Below are 25,679 nucleotides of genomic sequence, written 5' to 3' on the forward strand. Positions count from 1 at the left end.
GCTCGTTCTGAGTCATTTGTGCTTGAGCACGTCAGCCTGCCGATTGTGAGACGAGATATAACGCTCGGTAAATTCATGCGCCGGCATGGGACGACCATACAGATAGCCCTGACCCTCGTCGCACACATAATGACGCATCAGACTTTCCTGCTCGCGGGTCTCTATGCCTTCTGCCGTGACCTGGAGATTGAAGCCGTTCGCCAGCCTGATAACGGCCTCGATGATAACTTCGTCTTTTTTGCTGCGCTCAACGCCACTTACGAATGAGCGGTCGATTTTCAGCCGTGTCACCGGATAGTCTTTCAGCAGGCTCAGGGACGCATAGCCGGTACCGAAATCGTCGAATGCAATGCCCACTCCCAATGAGCGAAGGTGGCGCAGCGGTTCCATGATGCGCTGTTCGTTTCGCAGGATGATGTTTTCCGTGATCTCCAGCTCAAGAGCGTGTGCTGGCAAGGAAAAGTCTTCAAGCGCACTTTCAACCATTTCCGCAAAGTCACGCATGCGAAACTGCGCGGCGAACAGGTTGACGCCGATGCGGAATTCGTCACAGCCGGTATTTCTCCATTGCGCTGCCTGCTCACAGGCTGAACGCAGGATCCATTCGCCCACCGGCACCGCAAGAAGACCTGCTTCCAGTGCAGGTAGAAAAACCGCCGGGGACACCACGCCCAGTGTCGGATGGTTCCAGCGAATAAGGGCTTCGGCTCCAGTAATACGACCGTCCGCAAGGCGTACCTGAGGCTGATAGTACAGCTCGAACTCTTTGTTGGCCCACGCCTGACGCATCGATGAGCTGAGCGCGCCTCTTCTTGACGCGGTCTGTCGATGCTCGGAGGTGAAGGTGCGAACAAGGGAACGTCCGTCAGACTTGGCCTGGTAGAGCGCCAGATCCGCATTGCCGAGCATTTGCTCCTCGTCGTAGTCGCAGCCGGACCTTACGGAGACGCCGATGCTGGCGCCGATGTAGATTGAATTGTCTTCAAACTCAATCGGTTCCTCGATGACCGCGATGAGCTCCAGGCCCAGCCTGGTCGCGTTGTCAGGGTCTGCCGTGTCTGACAGGAACACGACAAACTCATCGCCGCCCAGACGCGCGACCATATGGCTGGCCGGGACGTTTTCGCGAAGACGAAGAGAGGTCACCTGGAGCACAAAATCCCCCGCAGCGTGGCCCAGCGTGTCGTTGACGTCCTTGAAGCCGTCCAGGTCGATCAGCAGGATGGCCGCCGAAAGCTGTGCGCCGCACGCTTCCTTGATCCGCCTTTTGAGCGTCGATCGATTGGCAAGGCCGGTCAGATGATCGTATTCAGCCGCATGCTTGAGTAATTTGTCCGCCTCGACACGCTGGGTGATGTCACGAATGATCGCTCCGAATTGTGGCTCGCCGGCATACGTCCATTGTGAGAGCGAGAGCTCGATGGGGATTGTATGACCGTCGCGATGGATGGCCGTCAGGTTGATGGATTTTCCGATAATGGAGGCCGGGCCGCCTGCAGACACCCTCGACAGACCTGCATGATGTCTGGAGCGCATTTCGGGCGGAATAATGATATCGAGAGGCTTTCCCATGGCGTCCTCGGATCGATGCCCGAAAATGAGCTCGGCCGAATTGTTCCATGAGATGATCCGGTTTTTGCTGTCCGAGCAGATGATCGCGTCGGGTGAGGTCGAGGTGATATTCATGAAGCGGGCGTGGCTGTCTTCATTCTCGAGCTCGAGCCGACGCAATTCCATTCTTTCGATGACCATGACCGCCAGGTCCTGAAGAATCAGTTGGTCTCGCTCCGAGAAGGTCTCCCGAGGTTTATTGTCGATCAGGCACAGGCTGCCCAACACATGACCGCTGGGGGTTATCAGTGGCGCCCCGGCATAAAAGCGAATATAGGGAGCGCCTACCACCAGAGCGTTTGAGCGGAACCTCTCATCCTGCAATGCATCAGGCACCAGAAAAACGTTACGGCCCATCAGCGCAAAATTACAGAATGAGACGTCGCGGCCCGTTTCGCAGACATCGAGGCCAACGCGCGCCTTGAAGAATTGCCGGTCGCGATGAACCAGAGAAATCAGAACAATGGGCGCGTCGAAAATCCGCGATGCCATTTGCACGATCTGATCGTATTCATGCTCAGGTGGGGTATCCATCAACGAAAAAGCATTCAAAATCCGAATACGCTCTTCGTCGTCATCGCCGACTGGGTAAGTACTCATTTGAGGTCATCGATATAAGCTGATCGCGCCTGAAACGCGAAGCGATCGATGTACAATGCCGCTGTGCCGGCATCGGTGAAGACACCCTGCCAACACGCGCTTGCGCCATGCCGGAAAAGCAAAGTTTGATACATTGCAGCACCTCTCACAGTAGTGTATCGGTAGCTGTCTCTAGCAGCTTAGAAGCTGTATCGTCAAAAAACCGAATACCTGTAATGACTTCTTGAGCAACTAGCCTGCGGGGCATTCATTCAACTAAGCCCCGCGTGACCTCGGTGTAACAACGTGTTCGGGTGAGTGGCGCTAAGGTATGGAAACTGCATGGCGGGGTTCACTGCCAATTTGATGACAACCCTATGAAACGGCTTTCCTTTATTTCGACGAGGCTTACACCTTCGGCGCTCAGCAAAGCGTTGATCGGCTTCATTGCCCTGGTCTGTCTATCGCTGACCCTGGCTACCGTCTGGCAGATGAACCAGTCGAAGCTCGAGCGCGCGGCCACCGCCAGGATTGCGGTGTCCAATATCGTGCTTGCCGCTGAGCAGCAGGCTCAAGACACCCTGCAACAGGCTGACAATACGCTGCGTGACCTTGTCGAGCGTGTGGAACAGGACGGGGTCGCAGGCCAGCAGCAAAGCCGCTTGACCAGGCTGATGGCTCAAGACCTGATAAACGTCAAAGGGCTTCAGGGGCTGTTCATCTACGATGCTCAGGGCAACTGGGTCGCCAATTCCTTTGCCAATGGCGTGCACACCAGAAACAACGAAGACCGCGATTACTTCATTTACCATCGCGATAACCCTGACCCGTCCATTCATGTAGGGTCTATCGTAGAAAGCCGTAATACCGGGGACATGGTCATCCCGGTCAGTCGGCGTATCAATGCTGCGGATGGCAGTTTTGCTGGCGTTGCACTGGCCACCGTACCGGTGGCTTATTTCCAGGCGTTTTTCCAGCGCATGGATGTAGACGACAAGGGGGTAATCTTTCTCGCTCTGAGCAATGGCGACCTGCTGGCGCGACGCCCCACATTAACCGCACTGATGACCACCAATGTCGCCAAGGGCGATATCTTCACTCGCTATCTGCCCTACAGCGACAGCGGCACCGCGGTGATCAACTCCGTGGTGGACGGGGTGGAAAGGATCTACGCCTATCGGCGGGTGTCCGGGTTGCCGATCGTCGCCGCTGCAGGCGTCTCCTGTCAGCATGTGTTCGCGCCCTGGTGGGCTTATGCACACCGGTCCATGACCATCACCGGCATCATTATCCTTGCGCTGGTTTTGCTTGGCGTCCTGCTGTACCGGCAAATCCAGCAGTTGATCAATGCGGAAGGTGAACTGAACATCGCCAGGAACGAGCTGGAGATCATCGCTCACACGGACAGCCTCACGCACCTGGCCAATCGACGCTGCTTCGATGCGGCCTTGCAGCAGGAGTGGGGGCGGGCGAGCCGGAATACTGCAACTATCGCGATCATTCTGCTGGATATTGACTGGTTCAAACAATACAACGACACCTACGGTCATCTGCAGGGAGACGACTGCCTGAAGCAAGTGGCTGGGCTCATAGGCAACAGTCTTGACCGGGCTGGGGATATCGCGGCACGTTACGGCGGCGAAGAGTTTGTCATTCTGCTGCCTGAAACCGACCTGGCAGGGGCGCTGAAGATCGCGGAAAAAATCAGATCATCCGTTGAAACCACTCGTATAGAGCACTCGGCCAGCCCGCTGGGTAAACTGACCATCAGCTCGGGCGTGGTGTCGATCAACGCAGCAGAGAAGGATGGACATACCGCCGCGTTGGCGGAAGCGGATCGGCTGCTTTACCTGGCCAAAACCAAAGGGCGTAACCGCGTCGAAGGTCGGCTGATTCACGGCTGGCATGGAGCGAGCCATTTCGCCAGGGTATCAACCGCCTCTTCCTGAGTCAGTCTGACGGACGGCTACCGCCCATACGCTCGCTGATGGCCTGCGCCGTTTGCAAAAGCCGCCTGGCCGCCAGATTCTGCGTCTCGTCGTTCAACACCGATCCCGGCCCGACCACGGTGATCACCCCCACCAGCTTGTCACCCATGGCGAACAGCGGTGACGAGGCTGCATTGATACCCGGCATCAGCAGGCCCTGAATCTGGTGCACGCCGGTGGTACGAATCTGCTCGACATGCTGCTCGACCTCACGCAGCTGGCCGGTGCTCAGCAACGGCACTTCCTGCTCGCGAAGCGCAGCGGTTTCGCGCCCGTTCAGAAAACTGTCGAACACCAGGCCGGTGGACGAGCCAAGCAGCGGCAGCACCGAGCCGATCTGCGTGACCAGCGTCACCGCACCCATCGAGGGCTCGACATACACCACGGTCGGCCCCTTGTTGCCCCATACCGCCAGAAAACAGGTCTGATTCAACTCGTCGCGCAGGCTGGCCAGCCAGGGGGCCGATACCTTCAGGACATCCAGCTTGCCGAGCGAGGCCAGCCCGACCTGCAACGCCTCGCGTCCCAGCCCATAGTGATTGTTGACGGCATCCTGTTCGGCAAAGCCACTGGCAATCAGCGCCTGCAGATAACGATGGACCTTGCTGGCGGGCATGCCCAGGTGTTCGGCCAGTCTCGACAGGGACGTGGCAGGGGAGAGTTCGGCGAGCGCCTTGAGCACGCCCAGCCCGACTTCGGCGGCCTGGACCTTCTGCTGGCGTCCGCCTGCGGGGCTTTCGGTTTGCTGGGTCATGGGATGTTGTGCGCCGATCGGGAAAGGCAGCTTTATAGCTTGACCGGCTGGCAAACTCAAATTACGTTATGCGTAATCTGTTTACGTTAAATGATGTTTCCTCGTGTCTGTGTCCGACCCCACAACAACAAGAGGTCCAGATGGCTATCCACTCCAGTTCCGACGCACTGCTTTATCAGTCGGGCTTTGGCAACCAGTTCAGCAGCGAGGCGCTGCCTGGTGCCTTGCCGATTGGTCAGAACTCGCCGCAGAAGCATCCGCTGGGCCTGTATGCCGAGCAGTTCTCGGGCACCGCATTTACGGTTGCGCGCAGCGAAGCCCGACGTACCTGGCTGTATCGGATCAGCCCATCGGCAGCCCATCCGCGTTACCAGCGCATGGATCTGCAGATCGCCGGTCGGGAGCAGGGGCCGATCAACCCCAACCGGTTGCGCTGGAATGCCTTCGATATCCCGACAGAGCCGACCGATTTCATCGACGGCCTCATCCCTCTCGCCAGCACCTCGGCGGCGGAGCAGGCCGAGGGCGTCAGCGTTTACCTGTACACCGCCAACATCTCCATGCAGCGAGCTTTCTTTAGCGCGGATGGCGAATGGCTGGTGGTGCCCCAGCAGGGCCGGCTCAGAGTCGTCACCGAATTGGGCCTGCTGGACATCGAACCCCTGGAAATCGCCGTCCTGCCGCGAGGTTTGAAGTTCAGCGTGCACCTGCTCGATAGCAGCGCCCGCGGATACCTCTGCGAGAATCACGGCTGCGCCCTGCGCCTCCCGGAACTGGGCCCGATCGGCAGCAACGGGCTGGCCAACGCACGTGATTTTCTGACCCCGGTCGCCTGGTTCGAAGACAGTCGCCAGCCAATGCAACTGGTGCAGAAGTTCCTCGGTGAGCTGTGGTCGACGCAACTGGAGCACTCACCGTTTGACGTGGTGGGCTGGCACGGCAACAACGTTCCCTACAAGTACGATCTGCGGCGTTTCAACACCCTCGGTACCGTCAGCTACGATCATCCGGACCCGTCGATTTTCACCGTGCTGACCTCACCGGGGGCTATTCACGGCCAGGCCAATATCGATTTCGTGATCTTTCCGCCGCGCTGGATGGTGGCGGAAAACACCTTCCGCCCGCCGTGGTTCCACCGAAACCTGATGAACGAGTTCATGGGCCTGATCGACGGCGCGTACGATGCCAAGGCCGAAGGCTTCATGCCCGGTGGCGCTTCGCTGCACAACTGCATGAGCGCGCACGGCCCCGATAATGTCACCGCCGAAAAGGCTATTGCCGCCGAGCTGAAACCGCACAGGATCGACAACACCATGGCCTTCATGTTCGAGACCGGCAAGGTCTTGCGCCCCAGTCGTCACGCGCTCGACTGCCCGCAACTGCAAACCGATTACGATGCCTGCTGGAAGGACATGGCCAGAACGTTTACCAGGGAGCCACGCTGATGAATACCGCGTTCAAGCGTCGTAGCTGGGTCGAATCTGCCAACGGGCATGCCGATTTCCCTTTGCAGAACCTGCCATTGGGCGTGTTCAGTCACGGCCAGACCGGCCCGCGTGGCGGAGTGGCGATAGGCAACAGGATTTTCGATCTGCACGCGGCAACAGAATCCGGGGTGTTTCAGGGACAGGCCGCCGACGTTGCCGACGTTGCCAGCCGCGACCAGCTCAATGATTTTCTTGCGCTGGGTGCCGCAGCGCGTCAGGCATTGCGCACCGCCTTGTTGCAGTTGCTCGATGAAGACAGCCCGCAGCGCGACAGGCTGCAGGGTATGGCCGGTTTGTTGCTGCCGATGAGCGAGTGCACGTTGCACATGCCCGCTCGGGTAGGTGATTACTCGGACTTCTACGTCGGTATTCATCATGCGCTGAATGTCGGCAAGCTGTTCCGCCCGGACAACCCGCTGCTGCCTAACTACAAATACGTGCCGATCGGCTATCACGGCAGAGCGTCGACCTTGTGTCCCTCGGGTACGGCTGTGCGGCGCCCCAGCGGACAAACCCTGGCGGCAGGTCAGGAGTCGCCCGTTTTCGGTCCCTGCCAACGCCTCGATTACGAACTGGAACTAGGGGTCTGGATCGGGCCGGGAAATGTCCAGGGCGAGGCCATCGGGATCGATCGGGCCGCCGAGCACATTGCCGGGTTCTGCCTGCTCAACGACTGGTCGGCGCGTGACATACAGGCATGGGAGTACCAGCCACTGGGGCCATTTCTGTCGAAGAGCTTCGCCACCACGATTTCGCCCTGGGTGGTGACTGCCGAAGCCCTTGAACCGTTTCGTCGCGCCCAACCGCCGCGTCCGGACGGCGATCCGCAACCGTTGGCCTATCTGCTGGATGACCACGATCAGCAGGGTGGGGCGCTGGATATCGAGCTGGAAGTGCTGCTGCTGACTGCACGGATGAAAGCCGACGGGCTGGCGCCTCACCGGCTGGGTCTGAGCAACTCGCTGAACATGTACTGGACAGTGGCGCAGATGGTCGCGCATCACAGCGTCAACGGCTGCAGGTTGCAGCCGGGTGACCTGCTCGGCACCGGTACGTTGTCCGGTCCCGGAGAAGGTCAGTACGGCAGCCTGCTGGAGATGACCGCCGGCGGCAAACAACCGGTGACCCTACCCAACGGCGAAGTACGGATGTTCCTGCAAAGTGGCGACGAGGTGATTCTGCGTGCCCGTTGTCATCGCGACGGGTATGCCTCGATTGGCTTTGGTGAGTGTCGGGGCGTTGTGCTCGACTGAGAATACCGTGCTCGGCTCCTGCAACGTCAGCGGGTTATTTCGTACCAGCCAAGAAACATGTTCAGCGTCGATTCGACCACCGTGTGCTGCTCCTCGGGGGTAAGCAAGGCCGCACTGAACGTTACCTGCGGCCAGAACGCGAATGACTTGAGCAATGCATGCATCTGCGTCGCGGCAAAGGCCGGGTCGACCGGTTTCAGACGGCCATCCTTCTGCGCGGCGCGAATCCAGGCACTGAAGGTTTCTTCTCGTTCATTGATACGCGCCATCCACACCTGAGCCCGCTCGGGGGAGTGAATGGTCGCGCCGACCACCACGCGGGCCAGGTCGAGAAAATGGCTGTTGGTCAGGTTGCGCATCTTGCCCCAGAGCAATTCCCGTAACTGCTCGCGCAAGCCGATCTGTGGATGAAAAACCACTTCGGCCTGCGGTGGGGCGCAGCTCCAGAGGCGCTGCAGCATCTCGGCGAACAGTTCTTCCTTGCTGGGGAAGTGGTTATACACCGTACGTTTGGAAACCTCGGCCCGCGCGGCGATCCGGTCCATGCTGGTGATCTCGAAGCCACGATCGCCGAATTCGGCGATAGCCGCCTGGACGATGGATTCGCGTTTCTGATCGGTGAGGCGCATGGGTTCGGTCATAGGTTCGCTTCAAACGTGCGTTTAGAGAAAATTACACTCAGCAGTTTACTTGTCGCCGAGGATCATGCAAGCTTAAAACTACACCGTGTAGTGTAAAACACTGTTACATATTTTCCCTCGGACATCCTGCAACAGGATCACGTACGAAGTATGCACGGCTGGAGCCTCAACCTGCCCCCAGGAGTCAGCGAACCATGGCCTCGACACATCAGAAAAAGGACTCTTCTACACTGCCTGTCTTGTCCCGTCACGAAGGGCGATACCGCAATCACGCCACCATGAAGCCGTCGAGTCTGCTTCGCACGCTCGGTATTTTCTGGGATCAGGCGTTCAACAAACCCAAGGACACACGCCCGGCAGGCGAAATTCCGGTACAGCCGCTGTCGCGTCAGCAATTGCTGGCGGCACCGAACAACACGGTGTATCGCCTGGGGCATTCGACCGTTCTGCTCAAACTGCGCGATCAGTTCTGGCTTACCGACCCCGTGTTTGCCGAACGTGCCTCGCCCGTGCAGTGGGCGGGCCCGCAGCGCTTTCATCAGCCGCCGATCAACCTCGAAGAGTTGCCGCCGATCAAGGCGGTGATTCTTTCGCACAACCATTACGACCACCTGGATCGTATGGCTATCAAGGCGCTGACCGACAAGACCGAGCACTTTCTGGCACCGCTTGGCGTGGGTGATACGTTGATCGAATGGGGCGTGCCTGCGCACAAGGTGCGTCAGCTGGACTGGTGGCAGTCCACCGAAGTGGCGGGCATCGAGTTCGTCGCCACGCCTTCGCAGCATTTCTCGGGGCGTACGCTGCTCGACAGCAACCGCACGCTGTGGGCGTCGTGGGTGATGATCGATGGCGATCAGCGGATTTTCTTCAGTGGCGACAGCGGTTACTTCGATGGCTTCAAGACCATCGGCGAGCAATATGGGCCGTTTGACCTGACCCTGATGGAAACCGGCGCCTACAACGTCGAGTGGCCTGATGTGCACATGCAGCCCGAGCAGACGCTGCAGGCGCATCTGGACCTGCGCGGTCGCTGGTTGTTGCCGATCCACAACGGCACCTTCGACCTGTCGATGCATGCCTGGCACGAGCCGTTCGATCGCATTCTGGCCCTGGCCTGGGAGCAGAATGTCTTGATCACCACGCCGATGATGGGCCAGCCGTTTTATGTGCAGTACCCGTGTCGGGGTCTGACCTGGTGGTTGGGCGTGGATGAGGTGGTTGAGTCTGAAACCGCACAGACGGAGGGCGCAGAACCCTGCAACTGCCGTCGTCAGAACGCCTGAAAACCAACTCTGGTAACGATGAACTGATTTTTAAATAGCAGGGCCCAGATTTTGATTTGTCACCTGAGCACACGCCCGGCCTAATCGTGACCCTCGACAGGGAGGGTGAAGGTATGCAGATGCGTGGCTCGGTGGTTCAGAATATGGGGTTAATGATCAGTGTCATACTGGTGGCGCTCAACTTGCGTCCGTCGATGGCCGCTGTCGGTCCATTGTTGGTGGCGATTCGGCTGGACGTCCCGCTGGGTTTCGGGACGGCGTCGTTGCTGACCATGCTGCCGGTCATGGCCATGGGACTGGCAATGTTTTTCGGCATGGGCATCGCTCGCTACCTGGGGTCGTATCGCAGCATCATGCTTTCACTGGCGCTTATCGGTCTGGCAACCCTGACGCGTCTGTTTGTGGATTCTGCTGCCGAACTGATTTTCAGCGCTGTGTTGGCGGGGCTGGGTATTGCCTTGATTCAGGCGCTGATGCCCGCGTTGATCAAATCGCGCTTCAAAGCCAACGTCTCCTTGTGCATGGGCTTGTATGTGACTGCGATCATGGGCGGGGCCGCGCTGGCCGCTTCATTCAGCCCCGTGGTGATGGGTAGCAGTGGCAGTTGGCGCTTCGGCCTGGCGGTCTGGTCACTACTGGCTCTTCTGGCAATGTGCTTCTGGTTTGCCCAGCGGCGCGTATTGCGCTCCGATGCGTCAACCACTGCAGGGCTCCGGCAGACTTTCTTCCACACGCCTCGGGCCTGGATGCTGGGGGTTTTCTTCGGCCTCGGCACTGCGTCCTATACCTGCGTGTTGGCCTGGCTGGCCCCGTATTATTTGGAGAACGGCTGGAGTGAGCAGAGTGCAGGGCTGCTGCTGGGTTTTCTGACCCTGATGGAGGTCGTATCGGGTCTGCTGGTGCCGGTGCTGGCCAACCGCAGTCGCGATAAGCGCGTGGCGCTGGTTGTGCTGCTGCTGTTGATGATGACCGGCTTTGCCGGGCTGATTCTGATGCCGCAGCAGTTGGGACTGCTGTGGGCATGCCTGCTGGGGTTGGGGATTGGCGGTCTTTTTCCGATGAGCCTGATCGTGTCCATGGATCATTTCGATGACCCACAGCAGGCGGGCAGCCTGACGGCATTCGTGCAAGGCGTGGGTTATCTGATCGCCAGCCTGTCGCCGCTGCTTGCCGGAGTGATTCGTGACCTGACGGGCAGCTTTGCGGGTGCATGGTGTTCACTGATGGCGTTGGTCGCGGTCATGCTGTTGATGGTGGTGCGACTCGACCCCCGGCGTTATGCTGATCATCTGCGCGACGCACTCGACGAACCTGTCATCACTGGCAGATAGGCGGCATGATCGCATTTTGATGCTATCTTGTGCGCGTTGACCTGACCGCCTGGTCACAGCGCCAGCGAGATACCTTGATGCTTAACAGTAATGCCCTGAGAAAGCTGGACATGCAGGACCTGATGGTCTTTGTCTCGGTGTATGAGCAGCGCAACCTGACCCTGGTCGCGGAAGCGTTGCATGTCAGCCAGTCGACGGTCAGTTACTGCCTGAAAAAGCTGCGGGCGAACTTCGAGGACGACCTTTTCATCTGCACCCGCAACGGCATGCGCCCGACCCGCAAGGCATTGGCCATGCACGACCATGTGCAGCAGATTCTCCGCTCGGTCAATCATGTGCCATGACGGCCTCGATCTGTTCGACCCGACTCGCACACAAACGACCTTCACGGTCTGTGCGCCGGAGTATTTCGAGCTGCTGGTATTGCCGCATTTGATGCGTGACTTCGCTGCCGCTGGTTTCTCGGTGACGGTCAATGTGCAAAAACTTGAGAAGCAGTTGCCTGCCGAGCAGTTGAACGACGGTCGTTTTGACCTCGCCCTGTGCTTCGGGCCTGGCTTTCACCGAGTCCCGGACAGTCTGATTTCGCAGGTGTTGATGGAGGATGATCTGGTTTGCGTCATGGACTCCAGGTTCGCGCCGCTCAGCGCCCTGATCGACATTCAAACCTTCGTCCAGCATCGTCATGTCTACCCGACGCCGTGGACGTCCGACACCAACATGGTGGATGGCTGGCTGCAGCGACAGGGTCTGGAGCGCAACATTGTCGCGCGGGCCAACAGCTATCGGGCGGCCTTGCAATTGCTGGAAGGCACCGATTTCATGCTGGTTCTGCCACGGCGTATTCAGACGCTGCTGGGTAATGAACCGTGGATTTCCGTATTCGAACTGCCACCTGACCTGCCTGGCTTCAGCCTGGACATGCTGTGGAGCGCCCAGGCGGATCGAGACGAAGCCAGCGGCTGGCTGCGTGAACAAGTCGTGAAGGTGTGTGCCGAACGCGGCTTGCTCTGACGGGTTGTCAGTTGCCTGACTTGTCTTTCTGCGGGTCGGGTGAGGTGGCAGGTCGGGCCTGTTCGCCCTGCTGATTGAGCTGTTTGTTCTTCTCGCCCACCTTGCCGGCGTTTTCCGGTTTGTGATCGAGGTCTTCGCGTTTGGATTCATCTGCCATGACCGTATTCCTTTTTGTCGGGGGGTGTGGTTATTGGTCAGTGTGGCGGGTGCAAGATTCGATTTAAATGACGCGCGGTTCATTGCCCGGTGCTGTTAGCGTCGGACGCTGAACCGCGCACATCAATCAGCTCAACAGAGTGATCAAGTCTTTGGCCGCCTGCGCAGAGCTGGCCGGGTTCTGGCCAGTTACCAGCTTGCCATCGGTCAGCACGTAGACGCCCCAGTCGTCGCCCTTGGAATAGTCACCGCCCAGTTGCTTGAGCGTGTCTTCGACCAGAAAAGGCACGACATTGGTCAGGCCGACCGCTTCTTCTTCACTGTTGGTGAAGCCTGTAACACGGCGGTCCTTGACCAGCGGCTGGCCGTCCGGCGACTTTACGTGACGCAATACGCCAGGTGCGTGGCAGACCATCCCGTGTGGCTTGTCTGCCTTGGCAAAGGCCTCGATCAGCGCGATGGAGTCCTTGTCTTCAGCCAGGTCCCACAGCGGGCCGTGACCGCCCGGGTAGAACACGGCATCGAAATCGGCCGCATTGACGCCAGACAGAAGGCCCGTATTGGCGAGCGCTTTTTGCGCATCGGCATCTTTGGAGAAGCGCTTGGTGTCGTCGGTCTGAGCGTCAGGCTCATCGCTTTTCGGGTCCAGCGGTGGTTGACCGCCTTTCGGAGAGACCAGCGTAACGTCGGCACCGGCCTCTTTGAACGCGTAATACGGCGCGACGAACTCTTCGAGCCAGAAACCGGTTTTCTTGCCGGTGTCGCCCAGTTGGTCATGGGATGTCAAAACCATCAGGATTTTCATGTGCATGCTCGTCTTCGAAGGGGTGAGAGGGTGTAGACAGGCAAAAACCTCAAGTGTTGTGAGAATTTTTTACCACCGGAACGAGCAGGGCCGGATGTCGACACAATGACGTGCGTCGACATCCGGCCCTGTTTCACCGCTGCGTTTAAAAACGTCGGATGAGGATCATTGCTCCTTGGTCAGATCCACCAGCGGTTCTTTGCGCACTTCGGTCTCGCGACCGTCCTGAATGTGCTTGACCTGCCCAAGGGCTTTGTCGACAGCACCTTTGTCAGCCAGCAGACTGTAGCTGATCTGGAACTGGCGTTGCTCTTTCGGCGCAATGGTTGGCACCAGATTCAGCGGGCGCTGGAAGCGGCGGTTGTAGGAGAAGCTGGTCCCCGGTTCCAGTCCGGTGACGTAGCCCTGGCCTTTGGTGTCGGTGTTCTTCCACAGCGAGAACACCGGCAACTGCTTGGTATTGAAACCGACCGACACGCCCAGGCTGCCAGCCTTGTTGTGCAGCACGGTCAGCGTGTCACCCTTGGCATCGCCGTAGGGCACGATGTTGTAGACCGTCTCGTCGTAATCCGGCGTCGGTGCGCGGTAGGTCTGCCAGTCGCCCAGGTCACCCTTGGCTTTTTCATTGAACGGCGAGACCTGCTTGACCGGCGCTTCGAAACGCGCCCCCTGTTCGAGGAACGGCGTGCTGAAGTTGCTGTGGTACAGCGCCTGGTATTCTTTCGGATAGTCGCCATTGTTGGTCAGCGTATCGTTGAGCGAAAAGCTCGTGCTGCCTGGCTCGGTGACCAGTTCGGTCTGCACCGAGAAGTCGACCTTCTTGAACGCCTGCTCCTTCAATTCACCTTTGAGGCGGATCGCGTAGGGCGGTTTTTCGTCGATCTGCAGTGTCACCTTGCTCGCCGGAATGTTGGCCGCACGGCCGTGCAGGGTCAGCAGCTCGCCGTTGTCCATGCCTGGGTGGCCCACCCACTCATAGCCGCAGCGGGTCACTAACTCGTTGAAACCTTCCAGCCAGCCCAGGCCGCCGCGGCCATTGAGCTCGATGAAGGCCGGATTGACCACGTCCTTGACCGGAGAATCCCAGCCCATGCGCACATCGCCGACTGATGCCTGCAGCACGTTCATGCCACGGGTCGGGACGACTGACAGCTTCATCGTGCCATTATCGATATCGATAATGCTCACGCCTTCCTGACGACCGCCATGCAGCGTACGCATCGTGACAGTGAACGGCTTGTCGGTCTTCACGCCCAGCTGCTGACTGGTGATCTGCTGATTCTGCGCAGCCTTGTCGGTGTCGAGCAGCACATAATCCCAGGCAAACACACTGGAAGCGGCTGTAAGAGCGCCGAGGCCTACGAGCAGAGGAAGGGATTTCATGGTGATGGTCCTTCTGTAATTATTGGAATTATGGTGTTGCATACCGTCTGAACAGCTATTTAACGCCGAGTTAAACGATTCAGCAATGGGCAGAGTCCAGGCACAGCGCTTTTAACCACGATGGCACTGACGACGCAGAGTGCGACGTCAGTGACAGGGCGAAGGAACCCAACGAAGTCGGGCCGCAAGCAGGAGCGGGGACGTTGCTCACGTTGGTCCCTCAAAGTGAGTCGCCGAGGGGCGAAAAGGTGACCTGAGTCAAACCTCAATCCACCTGACAAAGAAAAACTGCTGTGTGACGCACAGCGTCACGAACTGCATTCACACGCGGAGCGTGAGGAACGAGAATCGGAGTCGAACCTGAATCCACCTGATACCACAGCCCCCTTCGTGAACAAGTTTGCTCCCACGGCCTCCGGCCAGCATCAAAAGCAGATTTGTGTATAACGATGAGCGCGGACGATGAGGAACGAGAGGTGCCTCGCCGAGTATAGCCAGGCACGTTAATCACCGGTCATCGAGATTCAGGTGACTGCCCCCGAACCTGATCGAGCCCAAGCCGCTCGGCTGCCGCCTCACCCAGCAACCGCTCGATCTGCGCATGCTCCCAACCGCTGAGCAAACTCACCGGATCAGTGCGCAGCCAGCTTTCGAACGAGCCTTCCCGACCCAGCGGACAGCGACATGCCCGACAGCGGGTCGGGCTGCCCTCGGTGACTTCCAGCGTCAGCAACCAGCCGTCAATCTCGACCTGTTGCAGCCCGAAGCCGGAGGATGTGCCGATAAGCTTCAGCGACCGAGTACCCATCGCAGCATCCCGCAGTTGCTGATACACCTCACGAGTCGTCAGAGCTTTCACAGGCGTCACTCAAATCCATTTTGCTGAGTAAAGCACGATTCCGAATCGTGCCGGTTAAAGCAGACGCTTCAAAACGTCGACGGCGCACCAAACAGGCTTTCGATCTCGGGCCGGGTCTGGTTGATCGCACCCAACTGACGGATCAGTTCGGCCTGCCTGCTGCCGCGCACACCGGCAGTGGTCATCAGCGCATCGCGCACGTAGGTGTAGACGCCGCTGACACCGAACGGCGTGATGTAGCGAACATGCTTGCTGATGCCTTGGGTGATCGTCTTGAAATGCTCGCTGGCGTAATAGGTTCTGCGCGTCCAGGCCGATTCGAACACCAACTCCATCATGACGATATTCAGGCGCGACTCTTCGACCTCATGATTAACGTCCGGCGCAGGCGGCGCAGGCTTGGCGTTATCGTAGGGTTGCGCAAGGTGCAGGCGCAGTTTCAGTACAGCCTCGGAACCGGCCATGTCACGGGCGAGCTGCTCAATGGCTTTGCGGGCTGCGGGCAGATCATCGCCGGCGAGATGAAAGTGCAGATGCATCTTGTCCAGTGTGGCGGTTTCGTTGGGGATCGGGTCAGGCAGGCGATCCACCAGGGTGCTGGAGCCATCCGGTACGTCGTAGGCGATGGTTTCTTCGAACATATTCTGCTCGTCGGAGAACAGCAGGGCGCTGGCATCCTTGAATTGTTTCTGCGCATCGGCGGACAGAAAGCCGATCTCCACACCACCATCCAGCACGTAGCCCGGTAATGCCTTAACGTCTTCGATGACTGGCCAAAGGTGGCCGTCCTTTTCGCGCGTCAGGTGATGCTGAACGTACCAGCCCAGGCCCTCAAGCCTGGCGCACAGCGGGCCATGAACGTCGCGCCAGTAGGTCGCGAACAGTTCATGGGGAACACCCGTCTTGCGCAGTACGGTGGTGTAGGAGTTGATGACGATGTTTTCATCGCGAGCGGCGTGATTGCCGGAAAAATGGCTGGCGGATACTGCTGAGTCAGGCATGAGAGCTCTCTGTCATGAAGATATTTCTCTCAGGCGTCTCGTCGTAGAAGTAAGTTCAAGGAAAGTTACCGGCGGACACCTTCTTGTGCCGCAATGCACGGCGAGACGAACAGGTAACCCCGGTAGGCGCCGGCCAGAGTACGTACCGCCACGACCGACCACATCAGTGCCAGCAGCGCAACGAGCCACGTGCCAAACACATCGAAGAAGCCCAGATGCAGGTTAGCGCCGAGTTTGAGCGTCGCCACTGCATACACGCCGAGCGGGAAGGTGAACGCCCACCAGCCCAGGTTGAAGCCGATGCCCTGTTTCACGTAGCGCGCCGTAATCAGCACGGCCAGCGCCATCCACCACAGACCCAGCCCCCAGAACAGCATACCGACCACCATACCGATGCCTGCTGCTACCGTGCCGATGGATGCGAGGCCGTGGGCGGCGAAGATGGCCGGGGCGTCGCTGCCCATCACCAGCATGCCTAGTGCGCCTGTACCGATGGGCCCGAGTGCCAGCCAACTGGAGGCGGCCATGCTTTCGTGGGGCAGTTTGTGCAACGCAAGGCGCAACAGCAGAATCACCAGAATGCTCAACGCCACGGGCACCGAGTAGGCCCACAGTACGTAGCTGGTGATCAGCACGGTGAACTGCGAGTCAGCGGTCGCAAGATGCGTTGTCAGCGATCCCCCACAGGCCGCTGCAACTTCGGCCGCCACCACCGGTAACAGCCAGACCGCGGTCATCTTCTCGATGCTGTGCTCTTGACGGGTGAACATCATGAAAGGGATCAGCACCCCACACGCCAGGGCCATCGCCACGTCCAGCCACCACAAGGCTTCGGCAACCGGAACAATGGCACTGCCCCAGCGCGCCGGGCCGAACACCAGCAGACCGTTGATGAGGGTGGCCAGGCCCATGGGAATGGTGCCGAAGAACATCGACACGGTGGAGTGCCCGAAGACCTGACGCGCCTCATGGAAAAACAGCAACCAGCGGCTGGCGTACATCACGCTGAACAGCGTGAACAGGGCGATGTTCAGGAACCACAGCGCTTCGCCCAACGCACGCAGCGGGGCAGGGCTACCCGGCAGTTGCGCCAGCGCCAGCGACAGAATGCCGGTGCCCATGGTCACGGCGAACCAGTTGGGGGTGAATTGCCGAATCGCCTCCAGCGGGCTGTTCAGCGCTGTGAAGGGGGCGTTGCCCTTGATGAGGATTGCGAGTCTGCTCATGGCAGTCTCCTGCGGGTGATTTCGGGATGTGCCATCAGTCTACGGATCGACAGTCAATCTTCTAAACGGGTAATCTCTCTCATCGTTACCTGTTTTTCAGGTAGATCTACCCGGCGAGAGAGACGGCCTTGAGAATCAACCTGCGGCAATTACAGATTTTTTGCGCGATCACCCGCTGTGGCAGCACCACCAGCGCAGGCAGCGCTCTAGCACTGTCCCAATCAGCCACCAGCGCAGCATTAAACGAGCTTGAAAGCGCGCTGGGTACGCGTTTGTTCGACCGGGTTGGCAAACGCCTGGTTCTGAATGACAGCGGCCAGACGTTGCTGCCGCGTGCCATGAAAATGCTGGAAAACGCCCAGCAGATCGAGGACAGCTTTCTATTGCCCGACGCGGCGTTGAAGGCTCGGCTGCGCATCGGCAGTAGCAGCACCATCGGCAATTACGTCGTGCCACAGATCGTCGGAGCATTGCGCAGCTCGACGCCTCAACTGCGAATCGATGTGGACATCGGCAACAGCGCGCTGATCGCGCGCAAGGTTGCGCAGTTTGAAATAGACATGGGGCTCATCGAGGCACCCTGTCATCTGCCGGAGTTGATCGCCGAGCCGTGGCTGGTCGATGAAATGGTCATCGTCGCCGGCTGCGCCCATCCGCTGGCCGAGCAGGAATACGTGTCACTGGGCGAACTGCAGGGCGCGGAGTGGCTGCTGCGTGAGCAGGGTTCGGGGACGCGCGAAGAGGTCGAACACTTGCTGCTCAGGCATTTGCATGACCTGCAGGACATGCGTCAGGTAGGCAGTTCGGAAGCGATTATGCGCACCCTCGCGCAAGGCATTGGCATCAGTTGCCTGTCCCGTCGTGTGGTCGCCGACCTGCTGGCGGGCGGGCAGTTGCGCACGCTCGCCAGCCCGTTGCCGCCGCTCAATCGCCGGTTCTTCATGATCAGGCATCGCGACAAGTTCATCTCGCCGAGCCTGGAGCGCTTCAGGGAGGCCTGCCGCCAGGCTGCCGATCAGGCTGACACGTTACGCCATGGCTTGAGCCACAACGCCAGCCCGACCAGCAGCAGCGCGCCGTAAACACAGCTCAGGCCCAGTTGCAGCCAGGTGTCGTGCAATGGATGCAGCAACAGGGCGGCGATAGCCATCAGCAGGCTGGCCAGTAACCAGTGGCTGCGCCACGGCAAGACATGCAGCAACGACTGGCGACGCATCAGCAGCACGCCGGTGACCAGCGCGCCGCCCAGCGCGGCGAGGGCAATGCCGGTCAGGCCGAAGGCAAAGGGCAGTGCGCCGAGCAGCAGTGCATTGCACAGGCTGCCCACTAGCTCGCAGTTGAGCGGCAGGCGCGTGTCGCCAGCGGCGTAGGCATAGCGCGCCAGCAAGGCATTCCAGGCACCGAACATCAGCGGCACGGCAAACCAGGCGAGCAGTTCCGGCAGCGGCCCGCCCTGGGTCTGGTTGGGCAGCAGCAGGGCCACCAGCACCCCGGCTGCACCGATCAGGCCGGCCACTGCCGGCAAGGTCAGCAAGGTCGCGCTGCCCAGCCCGCGCTTGAGCAACGACAGGCGCTGATCGCCGGCACTGCCGCTCATCAGGCCGAGCAGCACCTGATTCAGGCTCATCAAGGCAATCAACGGCAGGTTGATCAGTTTGCGCGCCAGGTTGACCCAGGTCACCGCGCCTTCGCCGAGCAGCGAAGCCACCATGCGCTCCAGCAGGGCAAGTCCCTGGCTGGCCAGGTTGCTACTCAGCAGCGGGCCGATACGCTGCAACAGCTCACGCATTGCGCCCGCTTCCGATTGCCACTGCCAGGGCCGCCAGCCCGAACGATACAAGGCGGGCAACAGCACACCCGGCATCAGCACGCTACCCAGCACGCACGCGCTGGTCAGCCCGGTCGACGTCGAGGCATGGCTGAATGTGGCGAGGTAGATGACCGGCGGCAGGTTGAACAGCAGCGAGCCGAGCCCGGCCAGCACGAAGCGCGAGCGAGCCTGTAGCGGTACGCAAAACAGCGCATGCAGCATGAAGCCCGGAGCGCACCATGCCAGCCAGCGCAAGCCACTGGCAGCCTGCGTGTAGCCATCGGCGTCCAGCCCCGGACCGATCAGCCGCACCAGTCCCTCTGCGCTCAACAGCAGAACGACGCTCACCGCCAGCCCGGTCAGTAACAGACGCGGTGCCATGCCTCCCAGCCAGCGCCGTTGCCGTTCAACGCTGCGCTGCTGATAAAGGGGCAGGGCAGCGGCGCTGAGCAAGCCCGCGGCCAGTGACATGCGCAGCGCCTCGGGCAGGAACATCGAAACCAGAAACGCGTCGCTCTGACCTCCGGCACCCCAGGCCGCCACCAGCAGCCATTCGCGGGCAAATCCGGCAGCCAGACCGGTAAGGGTGGCCAGTGTCAGCCAAAGTGTCGAACCCAGCATCGTCTGTGCTTCTGATCAGTGAAACAAGGTGAACAGGCCTTTGCCGCCCACCTTGTACTTGAGGCCGCGAGCGCGCTCGCCCTTGATCTCTGCGTTCGGGCCACTGACGATGGCGTAGGGCGGAACCGGTTTGGAGACCACGCTGTTACCGCCCACCACGGCACCTTCGCCGATGTCGGCGCCGAACGAGAGCAGCGCGCGGCTGCAGATCCATGCGTAGTCGCCGATGAACACCGGTCCGCCTACCGCCCAGAATTCGGGTTCGTTGAGATCGTGTCCGCCGGCGATGATCAGCACATGTGAAGCGATGGTGACGTGATCGCCGATCACCAGTCCACCGCGTGCGTCCAGTTGGCAGTGCCAGCCCACCGTGCTGTCATTGCCGATGCGCAGGCTGTCGACGCCGAGCACCTCGGTATTGCGCCAGACGGTCGAGCCCTTGCCGATCTTCGCGCCGCCGATGCGCAACCACAGCAGGCGCAGGGTGTGGCTGGGGATCTTGCAGATGAGGATGTTGTAAGCCTGCTCCCAAGTCCGCAACATGCGGTCGCGCAGGGTCGGCCAGTTGATCCCGTACAGCGGAATAAGCGCGCCTTTGGTTTCGCTGGCCAGCAGCTTGTAGAAGCGTCGCGCCAGCGGGTGTTCGATTCTCGGCTCGATATTCAGATAGCAGATGAACGACAGGGTGCGTTCCTTGATCCGCGTTTCAAAGCACACTTCGTTGTCCAGCATCCACTGATAGGCGGCTTCCAGCTCTTCGAGCGGCACCGCCATCTTGCGCGCGTAATCGGGCAGTGCCTCTCTGAGATTATGAGAATGCAGCATGCGGTGTTTCATGAGGAGGCTCCCGGCTCGGGTGAGGCGTCAAGGTGTCTGGATGTCATGTCGGGCCTGGCGCGCAGGCGTCTGGTTTCGTGCAGGCTGATGCCGAGCAAGAGCCAGAACAACGCAACCAGCACACTGGTGAAGCTGAAGTAATGGTCGAACAGACCGCTGAACAACGCAGCCAGTACACCGGTGGTGCAGCCCAGCGCAATGGCGTTTTCGCGAGTCAGCACGACCCGGCCGCTTCCGGGACGCACTTCCTTCCACCAACTGAGGGTGATAGCGATGAACAGCAGCATGCCGGGTATGCCGATCTTGTAGATGAAGTTCAGCCACAGGTTGGAAATGCCGAATTCTGTGTAGCCCAGCACCGGTGGGTCGGTCTTGAAACCGATGCCGAACGGGAAGGTGGCCACTGCGTCGGGGAAATGGCTGTATTCCAGGAAGCGAATCGCGGTACTGGCATCGTCATTGCTGAACAGCCCCATCAGCCGGTCTTGCAGGGGCGGGTAGAACATCAGCAGAAGAATGCCGGCCACCATGCCACCCATCAACAGCCGTCCCAGATGCGGAATACGTCGCCGGGCCATCAGCAGCATCACTGCGATCAGGCTCAACAGCGCGCCGCGTGAGCCGGTCAGCAACAGGCCGACCACGCCAAGGGCCGCCACCGCAAGGCCCAGCCTGCGGGCCGTGCCGCTGCGCGTCATGCCGAAGCAGAAGGCCAGCGGCAGTAGCATCGCCAGCGCACCCCCCGCCACGTTGGGGTGCATCCACGGCGAACCCATGCGGCTGGCGAACGAAAGCAGGCTCTCGCTCAACACGTCGGCACCGCTGTAGCCCAGGCTGCCGAGGATCGGAATGATTGCAGTGGCCGAGCCTTTGGTGACGTAGACCCCGATCGACAGCACCAGCAACAACAGCGTCCCGCCGAGCAGCGCGATGACTGCGTTTTCCAGCGTTTTGAGGTCGGTCAGCAGACGGGGCACCAGAAACAGGATCGACAGGTTGAACAGCCAGCGGACCCAGTTGATCGGGCCGTTGCCCTCGGCGATGACGGTCAACTGGCCGACCAGAAACGGAAACGCACTGAACAGCATCAATGCCACCAGCAGCCGTTCGGGGCGCAGCATATGGGGCACACGGTGGCGTTCCTGAAAGACTGCATGCAGCAGATAGCTGGCCCAGGTCAGCATGATCAGCGCTTCGGAGACCGTGGTGCGAATGCCGATCTGAATCGTCGAGTAGGGCAGGAAGGTTCCGATCAGGCAGAACAGCAGCAGCCCGCGTACCGGCCGGCGGATGATCGTGGCAACCGCCACGATACCGATTGCCGCCGCCACCACGAAGGGCGCCGGCAGCATCCAGATCATTACGCCGAACAGCAGGCTGAACAGCAGCCCCAAGGGCAAGGCCAGTGGCATCAGCGCAATTCCTCCAGCGCCACGTGCACGCGTTCGCAAAAGGCTTTCAACTGGTAGCGCTGCGTCCAGTCTGTGGCAATCGCCGGATCCTCTTCAGGCGCCTGCGACAGGGTCCCCATCAACCTGATCAGGTTACCGCTGTCGACCGGCGAAAAGCGTGGACTGTCGGGCGGTGCGACTTCGTCCAGCGAGGAGCCCGAGGCCACTGCAACCGGTGTGCCGCTGTTCAGTGCTTCAATCACCGGCAGCCCGAAACCTTCACTTTTGGAGGGTTGCCAGAGCCGTTCGGCATTTTTGTAGACGGCGTGCAGTTCGGCGTCGCTCAGGCCGCTGAGCACATGCAGACCCGGTAACTGGCGCTGCGCTTCGGTCAGCGGATCATCGCCACCGACCAGCACCAGTTCCGGGGTATCGACGAATTGCATGCGCGCGGTCTGCCAGGCATCCACGAACCATTTGATGTTCTTGCGCGGTTCGCGCGTGCCCACGCACAGCCAGTAACGCAGCGGCAGGCGCAGTTGCGCGATGTCGGCCGGCTCACCCTTGAAGGCTTCCACCAACAGCGGTATGACGCGCAGCTTGGCTTTGATCCTGGGGAACATCCGTGCAGCCTCGTTTGCAGTGAATTGCGAAGGCACCCAGATCTGGTCGGCAACCTTCAGCGACCAGGCAATCGACAGGTAGTCGGTCATCCGGTAGATCCTGGCTTTCAGTCGCGAACCGTGACTGTTGTGCTGCGTGAGCTGAAACAGATCGTGCAGTTGCAGTACGTAACGCATATCGGCCGGCTTGCGCCCCAGCGGCAGGCCCATGTTGATATTGGCCATGTAGATCTGAATGCCGGCATCGCGCAGGGCTGCAGGCAGGAACTGGCCTTCGAAGCGCAGGCGATCCGGCAGCCGATGAACTGAATTCAATGGGGCAGCCCAGCGCGGGGCATGCATCAGGCGGCGTACCGGATGATCGTAGGGGGCCACGCCGAACAGCTGCAATTGCACGTCCGGGTGTTCACGGAATGCCCGTTCCAGTGCCAGGTTCTGGCGTCCGATGCCGCTGGTGGGGTAACCGGCTGCGGCGCGGTAGTCGAGTCCTATACGCATGAGCGCAATCCTTGCTTGGAGAACGAAAAGCGGGTGTAAATCACTTCCAGCTGAGCGGCGGAAACGGACCAGTCATGCCGGGCGCGAACATAAATGCGGCCAGCTTCGCCAATCTGCTCAAGCTGCAGTGGTTTGTCGGTGTATTCGGCGATCAGGGTCGCCAGCCCTGAGGCATCCTCGCTGCCCAGGTAATGTTCGCCATGCCGCACCGCCAGCCCGGAAACACCCTGTGCGGTGGTCACCACTGGCAGGCCGGCGGCCATGGCTTCCAGGGTCTTGAGCTTGGAGCCGCCGCCCTGGCGCAGGGGTGCGAAGAACATCGAGGCAGTGGCCTGCAAGGCACGCAGGTCAGCTACATAACCCAGCCATTCAATGCGCGGGTCAGACCAGCGCTCGCGCCAGGCGGGCGGCATGCCGAAGCCGCCGATGGCAAAACGCACATGGGGTGCCAGGGCCCAGACCTTTGGCATGATCTCGTCCAGCGCCCATTCGATGGCGTCGACATTGGGGCCGTATTCATAGTTGCCGATAAACAGCAGGCGATGGCTGTGACGGTCCGCATGGACGCTGGCGTAGTAATCGCAGTCGACACTGTTGACCACATAGGACGTCGCCCTGCCGCTGAGACGCGAAAGCGCCTTAGCATCGTCCTCGGTGACCGCGATCAGCTCACCGGTCTGGCGAAACACGCGGGTTTCCCAGCGCCGGTAGCGCCAGCGGTCATAGACCGCGAAGGCATTGGCCCAGCGCGGCAGACGGTCGTAGCTGGCGGCACCCAGGTCCGATTCGACATTGTGCTCGGTCAGCACGAAGGGTTTGCCGGAGCGCTTGAGCGCATGCTCGAAGGGCTGAAAGGCATAAGTGTGCTGCAACTGAATAATGTCCCAGTCTTCCTCCAGCAACTGTTCGAAGGCCTTTTCCAGTTGCGGTGCGTAGCCGTTCACGCTGGCCAGCATCGGTGGCGGGGCAAACGCCACGGCCAGCAGGGTACGCAAGCTGAGCAACGGGCGTCGATCGATCACGATCAGGCGTTCCAGCCAAGGCTCCAGTGCCGCGCGGGCATCGTCGTCCAGCGGGTTCTTGGACTGCACCAGCAGCGTGATGCGATGACCACGTGCTGCCAGGTTGCGCAGCAAATGGTATTCCCGGGTTTTGCCGCCACTGGTGGTGGGCCAGGGCAGATAGGGGAGCGTCCACAGGATTCGCATGGCTCAGGGCTTCCATTCCAGAATTTGCAGAGTCGGCTTCAGCAGCAGGGTGATCCCCTGGCTGCCGGACAACGGGGTGCGGCTACCGGTCAATGGGTCGTGGACCACCGCATCGGTGATAGCCGGGAAAGTCAGCGATGTGCCCGCCGCACTCCAGAACATCAGCAATTGCGAGCCATCCGCGCGCGTCCATGGAATGGCATACAGGTCGTCCGGTACGCTGCTTACGGCGGGTGGTTCGGCGGGCAGCAGACGTGGCCCGGTGATTTTCAGAAAGTTCTGCAGCGCGGTGTAGGCCGGTTTGGGACTGGCTTGCAGGTCAAGCAGCCCGTAACCCTGATCGCGGGCCGAGGCGCGCTCGTCCAGATCGCTGAGGTTGAACAGGAAGATGCGCTGGAAATCCATGGCGCTCATCAGCGCCAGACGCCGCAGGGTGTAGTCAGCCTGGCCGGAGGTGCCAATCAGGTGCTGCATCTCTACCGGGCCTGCATAGCTCGACCAGCCCCATTCAGTGGCCCACACCTGCTTGACGCCATTGCTGTGCAACAACTGGTTCATGGCATTGGCACGCACCAGAAAATCGCGATCCGGTATGGAATCGCCTTCCGGGTACTCGGAGTAGGGGTGATAGGCCGCGACGATATTCTGCTGGCCCAGGCCATTATCGAGCAGCGTCTGCAGCATGTAGCCAGAGGTGCTATGCATCTGACTGTAGTAAGCCATGCCTGACGTGACAATCGTCTTGTTCGGCAGGACGGCGCGGATCGCATTGGCAGTGGTGGTCAGCAAGCGGCCATAGGCAGCCGGATCCTCTTTGGGCAGCCAGACGATGTTCGGCTCGTTCCAGACCTGCCAGTTGTTGACCTGCGGATAGCGCTGGGCCAGGGCGGTCATGCGTGCGGCGAACACGTTGAAATCCGTCGGGGGGTATTGATCGCGGCTCTTTGCATCGGCCGGCGCGCTGCTGGCGAAAGGCGCTGACCCGACCAGGTACGCCAGGGTGTTGTAATTGTGCGCCTTGATCGCGGTCATGGCGGCGTCCAGCTCGGTCAGGGCGTAGCGGTCCTTTTGCGGCTCGATCACCGGCCAGTGAATGGTCAGCCTAACCCAGTTCAGGCCCAGTTCGTCCAGACGGATCATCTGCTGTTGGTAGATGTCCGGGGCGAAGTACTGAAACTGTACGTTGACGCCCAGAAAGTCCGCCCAGACCACTTCGCGGGGCGCCTTGAGGACTGTTGCCGCCTGGGCGGCGCAGCTCATTGCTGCGCCGAGCAGTATGCTGGTGACGAGTTGCCCGAATCTGGATGGACGCTGCAT

21 protein-coding genes and 1 pseudogene are annotated in these 25,679 nt (G+C 60.2%); 7 read left to right on the plus strand and 15 right to left on the minus strand.

Annotated elements, in window-relative coordinates; genetic code table 11:
- Nucleotides 1-12 precede the first annotated feature (12 nt).
- Nucleotides 13-2,211, minus strand: a complete 2,199-nt coding sequence (locus tag PCPL58_RS12295; protein WP_044308535.1) for a putative bifunctional diguanylate cyclase/phosphodiesterase — start codon at nucleotides 2,209-2,211, stop codon at nucleotides 13-15.
- A 356-nt stretch (nucleotides 2,212-2,567) separates the two neighbouring features.
- Here PCPL58_RS12295 and PCPL58_RS12300 point away from each other — a divergent pair, with 356 nt between their 5' ends.
- Nucleotides 2,568-4,139 carry a sensor domain-containing diguanylate cyclase gene (locus PCPL58_RS12300; RefSeq protein WP_024662292.1) on the plus strand — a complete coding sequence of 524 codons (1,572 nt, stop codon included), beginning with the start codon at nucleotides 2,568-2,570 and terminating at the stop codon, nucleotides 4,137-4,139.
- 1 nt (nucleotide 4,140) lies between these two features.
- Here the strand turns inward: PCPL58_RS12300 and PCPL58_RS12305 are convergent, their stop codons facing one another.
- A complete protein-coding gene (locus tag PCPL58_RS12305; RefSeq protein ID WP_003370434.1) occupies nucleotides 4,141-4,932 on the minus strand; it encodes an IclR family transcriptional regulator in 792 nt (263 codons plus the stop codon).
- 140 nt (nucleotides 4,933-5,072) lie between these two features.
- Between PCPL58_RS12305 and hmgA the strand changes: the two genes are divergently transcribed.
- Together hmgA and fahA are read left to right on the plus strand one after the other, a co-directional pair.
- Nucleotides 5,073-6,377 carry a homogentisate 1,2-dioxygenase gene (gene hmgA / locus PCPL58_RS12310; RefSeq protein WP_058416937.1) on the plus strand — a complete coding sequence of 435 codons (1,305 nt, stop codon included), beginning with the start codon at nucleotides 5,073-5,075 and terminating at the stop codon, nucleotides 6,375-6,377.
- Nucleotides 6,377-7,672 carry a fumarylacetoacetase gene (fahA, locus tag PCPL58_RS12315; protein WP_065349509.1) on the plus strand — a complete coding sequence of 432 codons (1,296 nt, stop codon included), beginning with the start codon at nucleotides 6,377-6,379 and terminating at the stop codon, nucleotides 7,670-7,672. The genes hmgA and fahA overlap by 1 nt, the downstream gene beginning before the upstream one ends.
- A gap of 26 nt (nucleotides 7,673-7,698) precedes the next feature.
- Here fahA and PCPL58_RS12320 read toward each other — a convergent pair whose 3' ends face one another.
- On the minus strand, nucleotides 7,699-8,313 hold the full coding sequence (locus PCPL58_RS12320) for a TetR/AcrR family transcriptional regulator (RefSeq protein WP_065349510.1): 615 nt from the start codon (nucleotides 8,311-8,313) through the stop codon (nucleotides 7,699-7,701).
- 194 nt (nucleotides 8,314-8,507) lie between these two features.
- Here PCPL58_RS12320 and PCPL58_RS12325 point away from each other — a divergent pair, with 194 nt between their 5' ends.
- The 3 genes and pseudogenes from PCPL58_RS12325 to PCPL58_RS12335 all read left to right on the plus strand — a co-directional run bounded on the left by PCPL58_RS12325 (nucleotide 8,508) and on the right by PCPL58_RS12335 (nucleotide 11,944).
- The gene (locus PCPL58_RS12325; protein WP_065349511.1) at nucleotides 8,508-9,599 is read left to right on the plus strand and encodes an MBL fold metallo-hydrolase; all 1,092 of its coding nucleotides are present in this window, start codon (nucleotides 8,508-8,510) and stop codon (nucleotides 9,597-9,599) included.
- A 113-nt stretch (nucleotides 9,600-9,712) separates the two neighbouring features.
- Nucleotides 9,713-10,930 (plus strand): cyanate transporter, encoded by a 1,218-nt coding sequence (locus tag PCPL58_RS12330; RefSeq protein WP_065349512.1) that lies wholly within the window; start codon nucleotides 9,713-9,715, stop codon nucleotides 10,928-10,930.
- A gap of 77 nt (nucleotides 10,931-11,007) precedes the next feature.
- Nucleotides 11,008-11,944, plus strand: a pseudogene (locus tag PCPL58_RS12335) (LysR family transcriptional regulator).
- A 7-nt stretch (nucleotides 11,945-11,951) separates the two neighbouring features.
- Here the strand turns inward: PCPL58_RS12335 and PCPL58_RS31505 are convergent.
- The 6 genes from PCPL58_RS31505 to PCPL58_RS12365 all read right to left on the minus strand — a co-directional run bounded on the left by PCPL58_RS31505 (nucleotide 11,952) and on the right by PCPL58_RS12365 (nucleotide 17,374).
- Nucleotides 11,952-12,101: a hypothetical protein gene (locus tag PCPL58_RS31505; protein ID WP_002554136.1), complete on the minus strand. Its 150-nt coding sequence runs from the start codon at nucleotides 12,099-12,101 to the stop codon at nucleotides 11,952-11,954.
- A gap of 126 nt (nucleotides 12,102-12,227) precedes the next feature.
- Nucleotides 12,228-12,905 carry a type 1 glutamine amidotransferase domain-containing protein gene (locus PCPL58_RS12345; protein ID WP_002554135.1) on the minus strand — a complete coding sequence of 226 codons (678 nt, stop codon included), beginning with the start codon at nucleotides 12,903-12,905 and terminating at the stop codon, nucleotides 12,228-12,230.
- A 165-nt stretch (nucleotides 12,906-13,070) separates the two neighbouring features.
- Nucleotides 13,071-14,288 (minus strand): aldose 1-epimerase family protein, encoded by a 1,218-nt coding sequence (locus PCPL58_RS12350; protein WP_003436312.1) that lies wholly within the window; start codon nucleotides 14,286-14,288, stop codon nucleotides 13,071-13,073.
- 514 nt (nucleotides 14,289-14,802) lie between these two features.
- On the minus strand, nucleotides 14,803-15,147 hold the full coding sequence (locus PCPL58_RS12355; protein ID WP_003436314.1) for a DUF7693 family protein: 345 nt from the start codon (nucleotides 15,145-15,147) through the stop codon (nucleotides 14,803-14,805).
- A 68-nt stretch (nucleotides 15,148-15,215) separates the two neighbouring features.
- Complete coding sequence (locus PCPL58_RS12360) at nucleotides 15,216-16,148, minus strand: hypothetical protein (protein WP_065349513.1); 933 nt, start codon at nucleotides 16,146-16,148, stop codon at nucleotides 15,216-15,218.
- Nucleotides 16,149-16,213: 65 nt separating this feature from the next.
- Nucleotides 16,214-17,374, minus strand: coding sequence for a TDT family transporter (locus PCPL58_RS12365; protein WP_065349514.1), 1,161 nt, complete (start codon nucleotides 17,372-17,374; stop codon nucleotides 16,214-16,216).
- A gap of 128 nt (nucleotides 17,375-17,502) precedes the next feature.
- Here PCPL58_RS12365 and PCPL58_RS12370 point away from each other — a divergent pair, with 128 nt between their 5' ends.
- Nucleotides 17,503-18,456: a LysR family transcriptional regulator gene (locus PCPL58_RS12370; RefSeq protein ID WP_065349515.1), complete on the plus strand. Its 954-nt coding sequence runs from the start codon at nucleotides 17,503-17,505 to the stop codon at nucleotides 18,454-18,456.
- Here the strand turns inward: PCPL58_RS12370 and PCPL58_RS12375 are convergent.
- The 6 genes from PCPL58_RS12375 to PCPL58_RS12400 are packed head-to-tail and all read right to left on the minus strand — an operon-like array spanning nucleotide 18,390 to nucleotide 25,679.
- Entirely contained in the window at nucleotides 18,390-19,805 is a 1,416-nt protein-coding gene (locus tag PCPL58_RS12375) for a lipid II flippase MurJ (protein WP_065349516.1), read from the minus strand. The genes PCPL58_RS12370 and PCPL58_RS12375 overlap by 67 nt on opposite strands.
- Nucleotides 19,806-19,820: 15 nt before the next feature.
- On the minus strand, nucleotides 19,821-20,642 hold the full coding sequence (locus PCPL58_RS12380) for an acyltransferase (RefSeq protein ID WP_003436322.1): 822 nt from the start codon (nucleotides 20,640-20,642) through the stop codon (nucleotides 19,821-19,823).
- The gene (locus PCPL58_RS12385; RefSeq protein ID WP_058416948.1) at nucleotides 20,639-22,054 is read right to left on the minus strand and encodes an O-antigen ligase family protein; all 1,416 of its coding nucleotides are present in this window, start codon (nucleotides 22,052-22,054) and stop codon (nucleotides 20,639-20,641) included. The genes PCPL58_RS12380 and PCPL58_RS12385 overlap by 4 nt, the downstream gene beginning before the upstream one ends.
- Nucleotides 22,054-23,154, minus strand: coding sequence for a glycosyltransferase family 4 protein (locus PCPL58_RS12390; RefSeq protein ID WP_003436327.1), 1,101 nt, complete (start codon nucleotides 23,152-23,154; stop codon nucleotides 22,054-22,056). The genes PCPL58_RS12385 and PCPL58_RS12390 overlap by 1 nt, the downstream gene beginning before the upstream one ends.
- Nucleotides 23,145-24,362, minus strand: coding sequence for a glycosyltransferase family 4 protein (locus PCPL58_RS12395; RefSeq protein WP_003436329.1), 1,218 nt, complete (start codon nucleotides 24,360-24,362; stop codon nucleotides 23,145-23,147). Before PCPL58_RS12395 ends, PCPL58_RS12390 begins: the two co-directional genes overlap by 10 nt.
- A 3-nt stretch (nucleotides 24,363-24,365) precedes the next feature.
- Entirely contained in the window at nucleotides 24,366-25,679 is a 1,314-nt protein-coding gene (locus tag PCPL58_RS12400; protein WP_065349517.1) for a cellulase family glycosylhydrolase, read from the minus strand.

It is taken from the genome of Pseudomonas cerasi (genome assembly GCF_900074915.1).
Classification (GTDB): Bacteria; Pseudomonadota; Gammaproteobacteria; order Pseudomonadales; family Pseudomonadaceae; genus Aquipseudomonas; species Aquipseudomonas cerasi.

What these genes read in the sequence shown, in the direction of transcription:
- PCPL58_RS12350 (WP_003436312.1), bottom strand. Translation starts at nt 14,288, where the DNA reads ATGAAATCCCTTCCTCTGCTCGTAGGCCTCGGCGCTCTTACAGCCGCT.
- PCPL58_RS12305 (WP_003370434.1), bottom strand. Translation starts at nt 4,932, where the DNA reads ATGACCCAGCAAACCGAAAGCCCCGCAGGCGGACGCCAGCAGAAGGTC.
- PCPL58_RS12375 (WP_065349516.1), bottom strand. Translation starts at nt 19,805, where the DNA reads ATGCTGGGTTCGACACTTTGGCTGACACTGGCCACCCTTACCGGTCTG.
- PCPL58_RS12325 (WP_065349511.1), top strand. Translation starts at nt 8,508, where the DNA reads ATGGCCTCGACACATCAGAAAAAGGACTCTTCTACACTGCCTGTCTTG.
- PCPL58_RS12385 (WP_058416948.1), bottom strand. Translation starts at nt 22,054, where the DNA reads ATGCCACTGGCCTTGCCCTTGGGGCTGCTGTTCAGCCTGCTGTTCGGC.
- PCPL58_RS12365 (WP_065349514.1), bottom strand. Translation starts at nt 17,374, where the DNA reads ATGAGCAGACTCGCAATCCTCATCAAGGGCAACGCCCCCTTCACAGCG.
- PCPL58_RS12345 (WP_002554135.1), bottom strand. Translation starts at nt 12,905, where the DNA reads ATGAAAATCCTGATGGTTTTGACATCCCATGACCAACTGGGCGACACC.
- PCPL58_RS12395 (WP_003436329.1), bottom strand. Translation starts at nt 24,362, where the DNA reads ATGCGAATCCTGTGGACGCTCCCCTATCTGCCCTGGCCCACCACCAGT.
- PCPL58_RS12320 (WP_065349510.1), bottom strand. Translation starts at nt 8,313, where the DNA reads ATGACCGAACCCATGCGCCTCACCGATCAGAAACGCGAATCCATCGTC.
- PCPL58_RS12400 (WP_065349517.1), bottom strand. Translation starts at nt 25,679, where the DNA reads ATGCAGCGTCCATCCAGATTCGGGCAACTCGTCACCAGCATACTGCTC.
- PCPL58_RS12300 (WP_024662292.1), top strand. Translation starts at nt 2,568, where the DNA reads ATGAAACGGCTTTCCTTTATTTCGACGAGGCTTACACCTTCGGCGCTC.
- PCPL58_RS12295 (WP_044308535.1), bottom strand. Translation starts at nt 2,211, where the DNA reads ATGAGTACTTACCCAGTCGGCGATGACGACGAAGAGCGTATTCGGATT.
- PCPL58_RS12360 (WP_065349513.1), bottom strand. Translation starts at nt 16,148, where the DNA reads ATGCCTGACTCAGCAGTATCCGCCAGCCATTTTTCCGGCAATCACGCC.
- hmgA (WP_058416937.1), top strand. Translation starts at nt 5,073, where the DNA reads ATGGCTATCCACTCCAGTTCCGACGCACTGCTTTATCAGTCGGGCTTT.
- fahA (WP_065349509.1), top strand. Translation starts at nt 6,377, where the DNA reads ATGAATACCGCGTTCAAGCGTCGTAGCTGGGTCGAATCTGCCAACGGG.
- PCPL58_RS12390 (WP_003436327.1), bottom strand. Translation starts at nt 23,154, where the DNA reads ATGCGTATAGGACTCGACTACCGCGCCGCAGCCGGTTACCCCACCAGC.
- PCPL58_RS12380 (WP_003436322.1), bottom strand. Translation starts at nt 20,642, where the DNA reads ATGAAACACCGCATGCTGCATTCTCATAATCTCAGAGAGGCACTGCCC.
- PCPL58_RS31505 (WP_002554136.1), bottom strand. Translation starts at nt 12,101, where the DNA reads ATGGCAGATGAATCCAAACGCGAAGACCTCGATCACAAACCGGAAAAC.
- PCPL58_RS12330 (WP_065349512.1), top strand. Translation starts at nt 9,713, where the DNA reads ATGCAGATGCGTGGCTCGGTGGTTCAGAATATGGGGTTAATGATCAGT.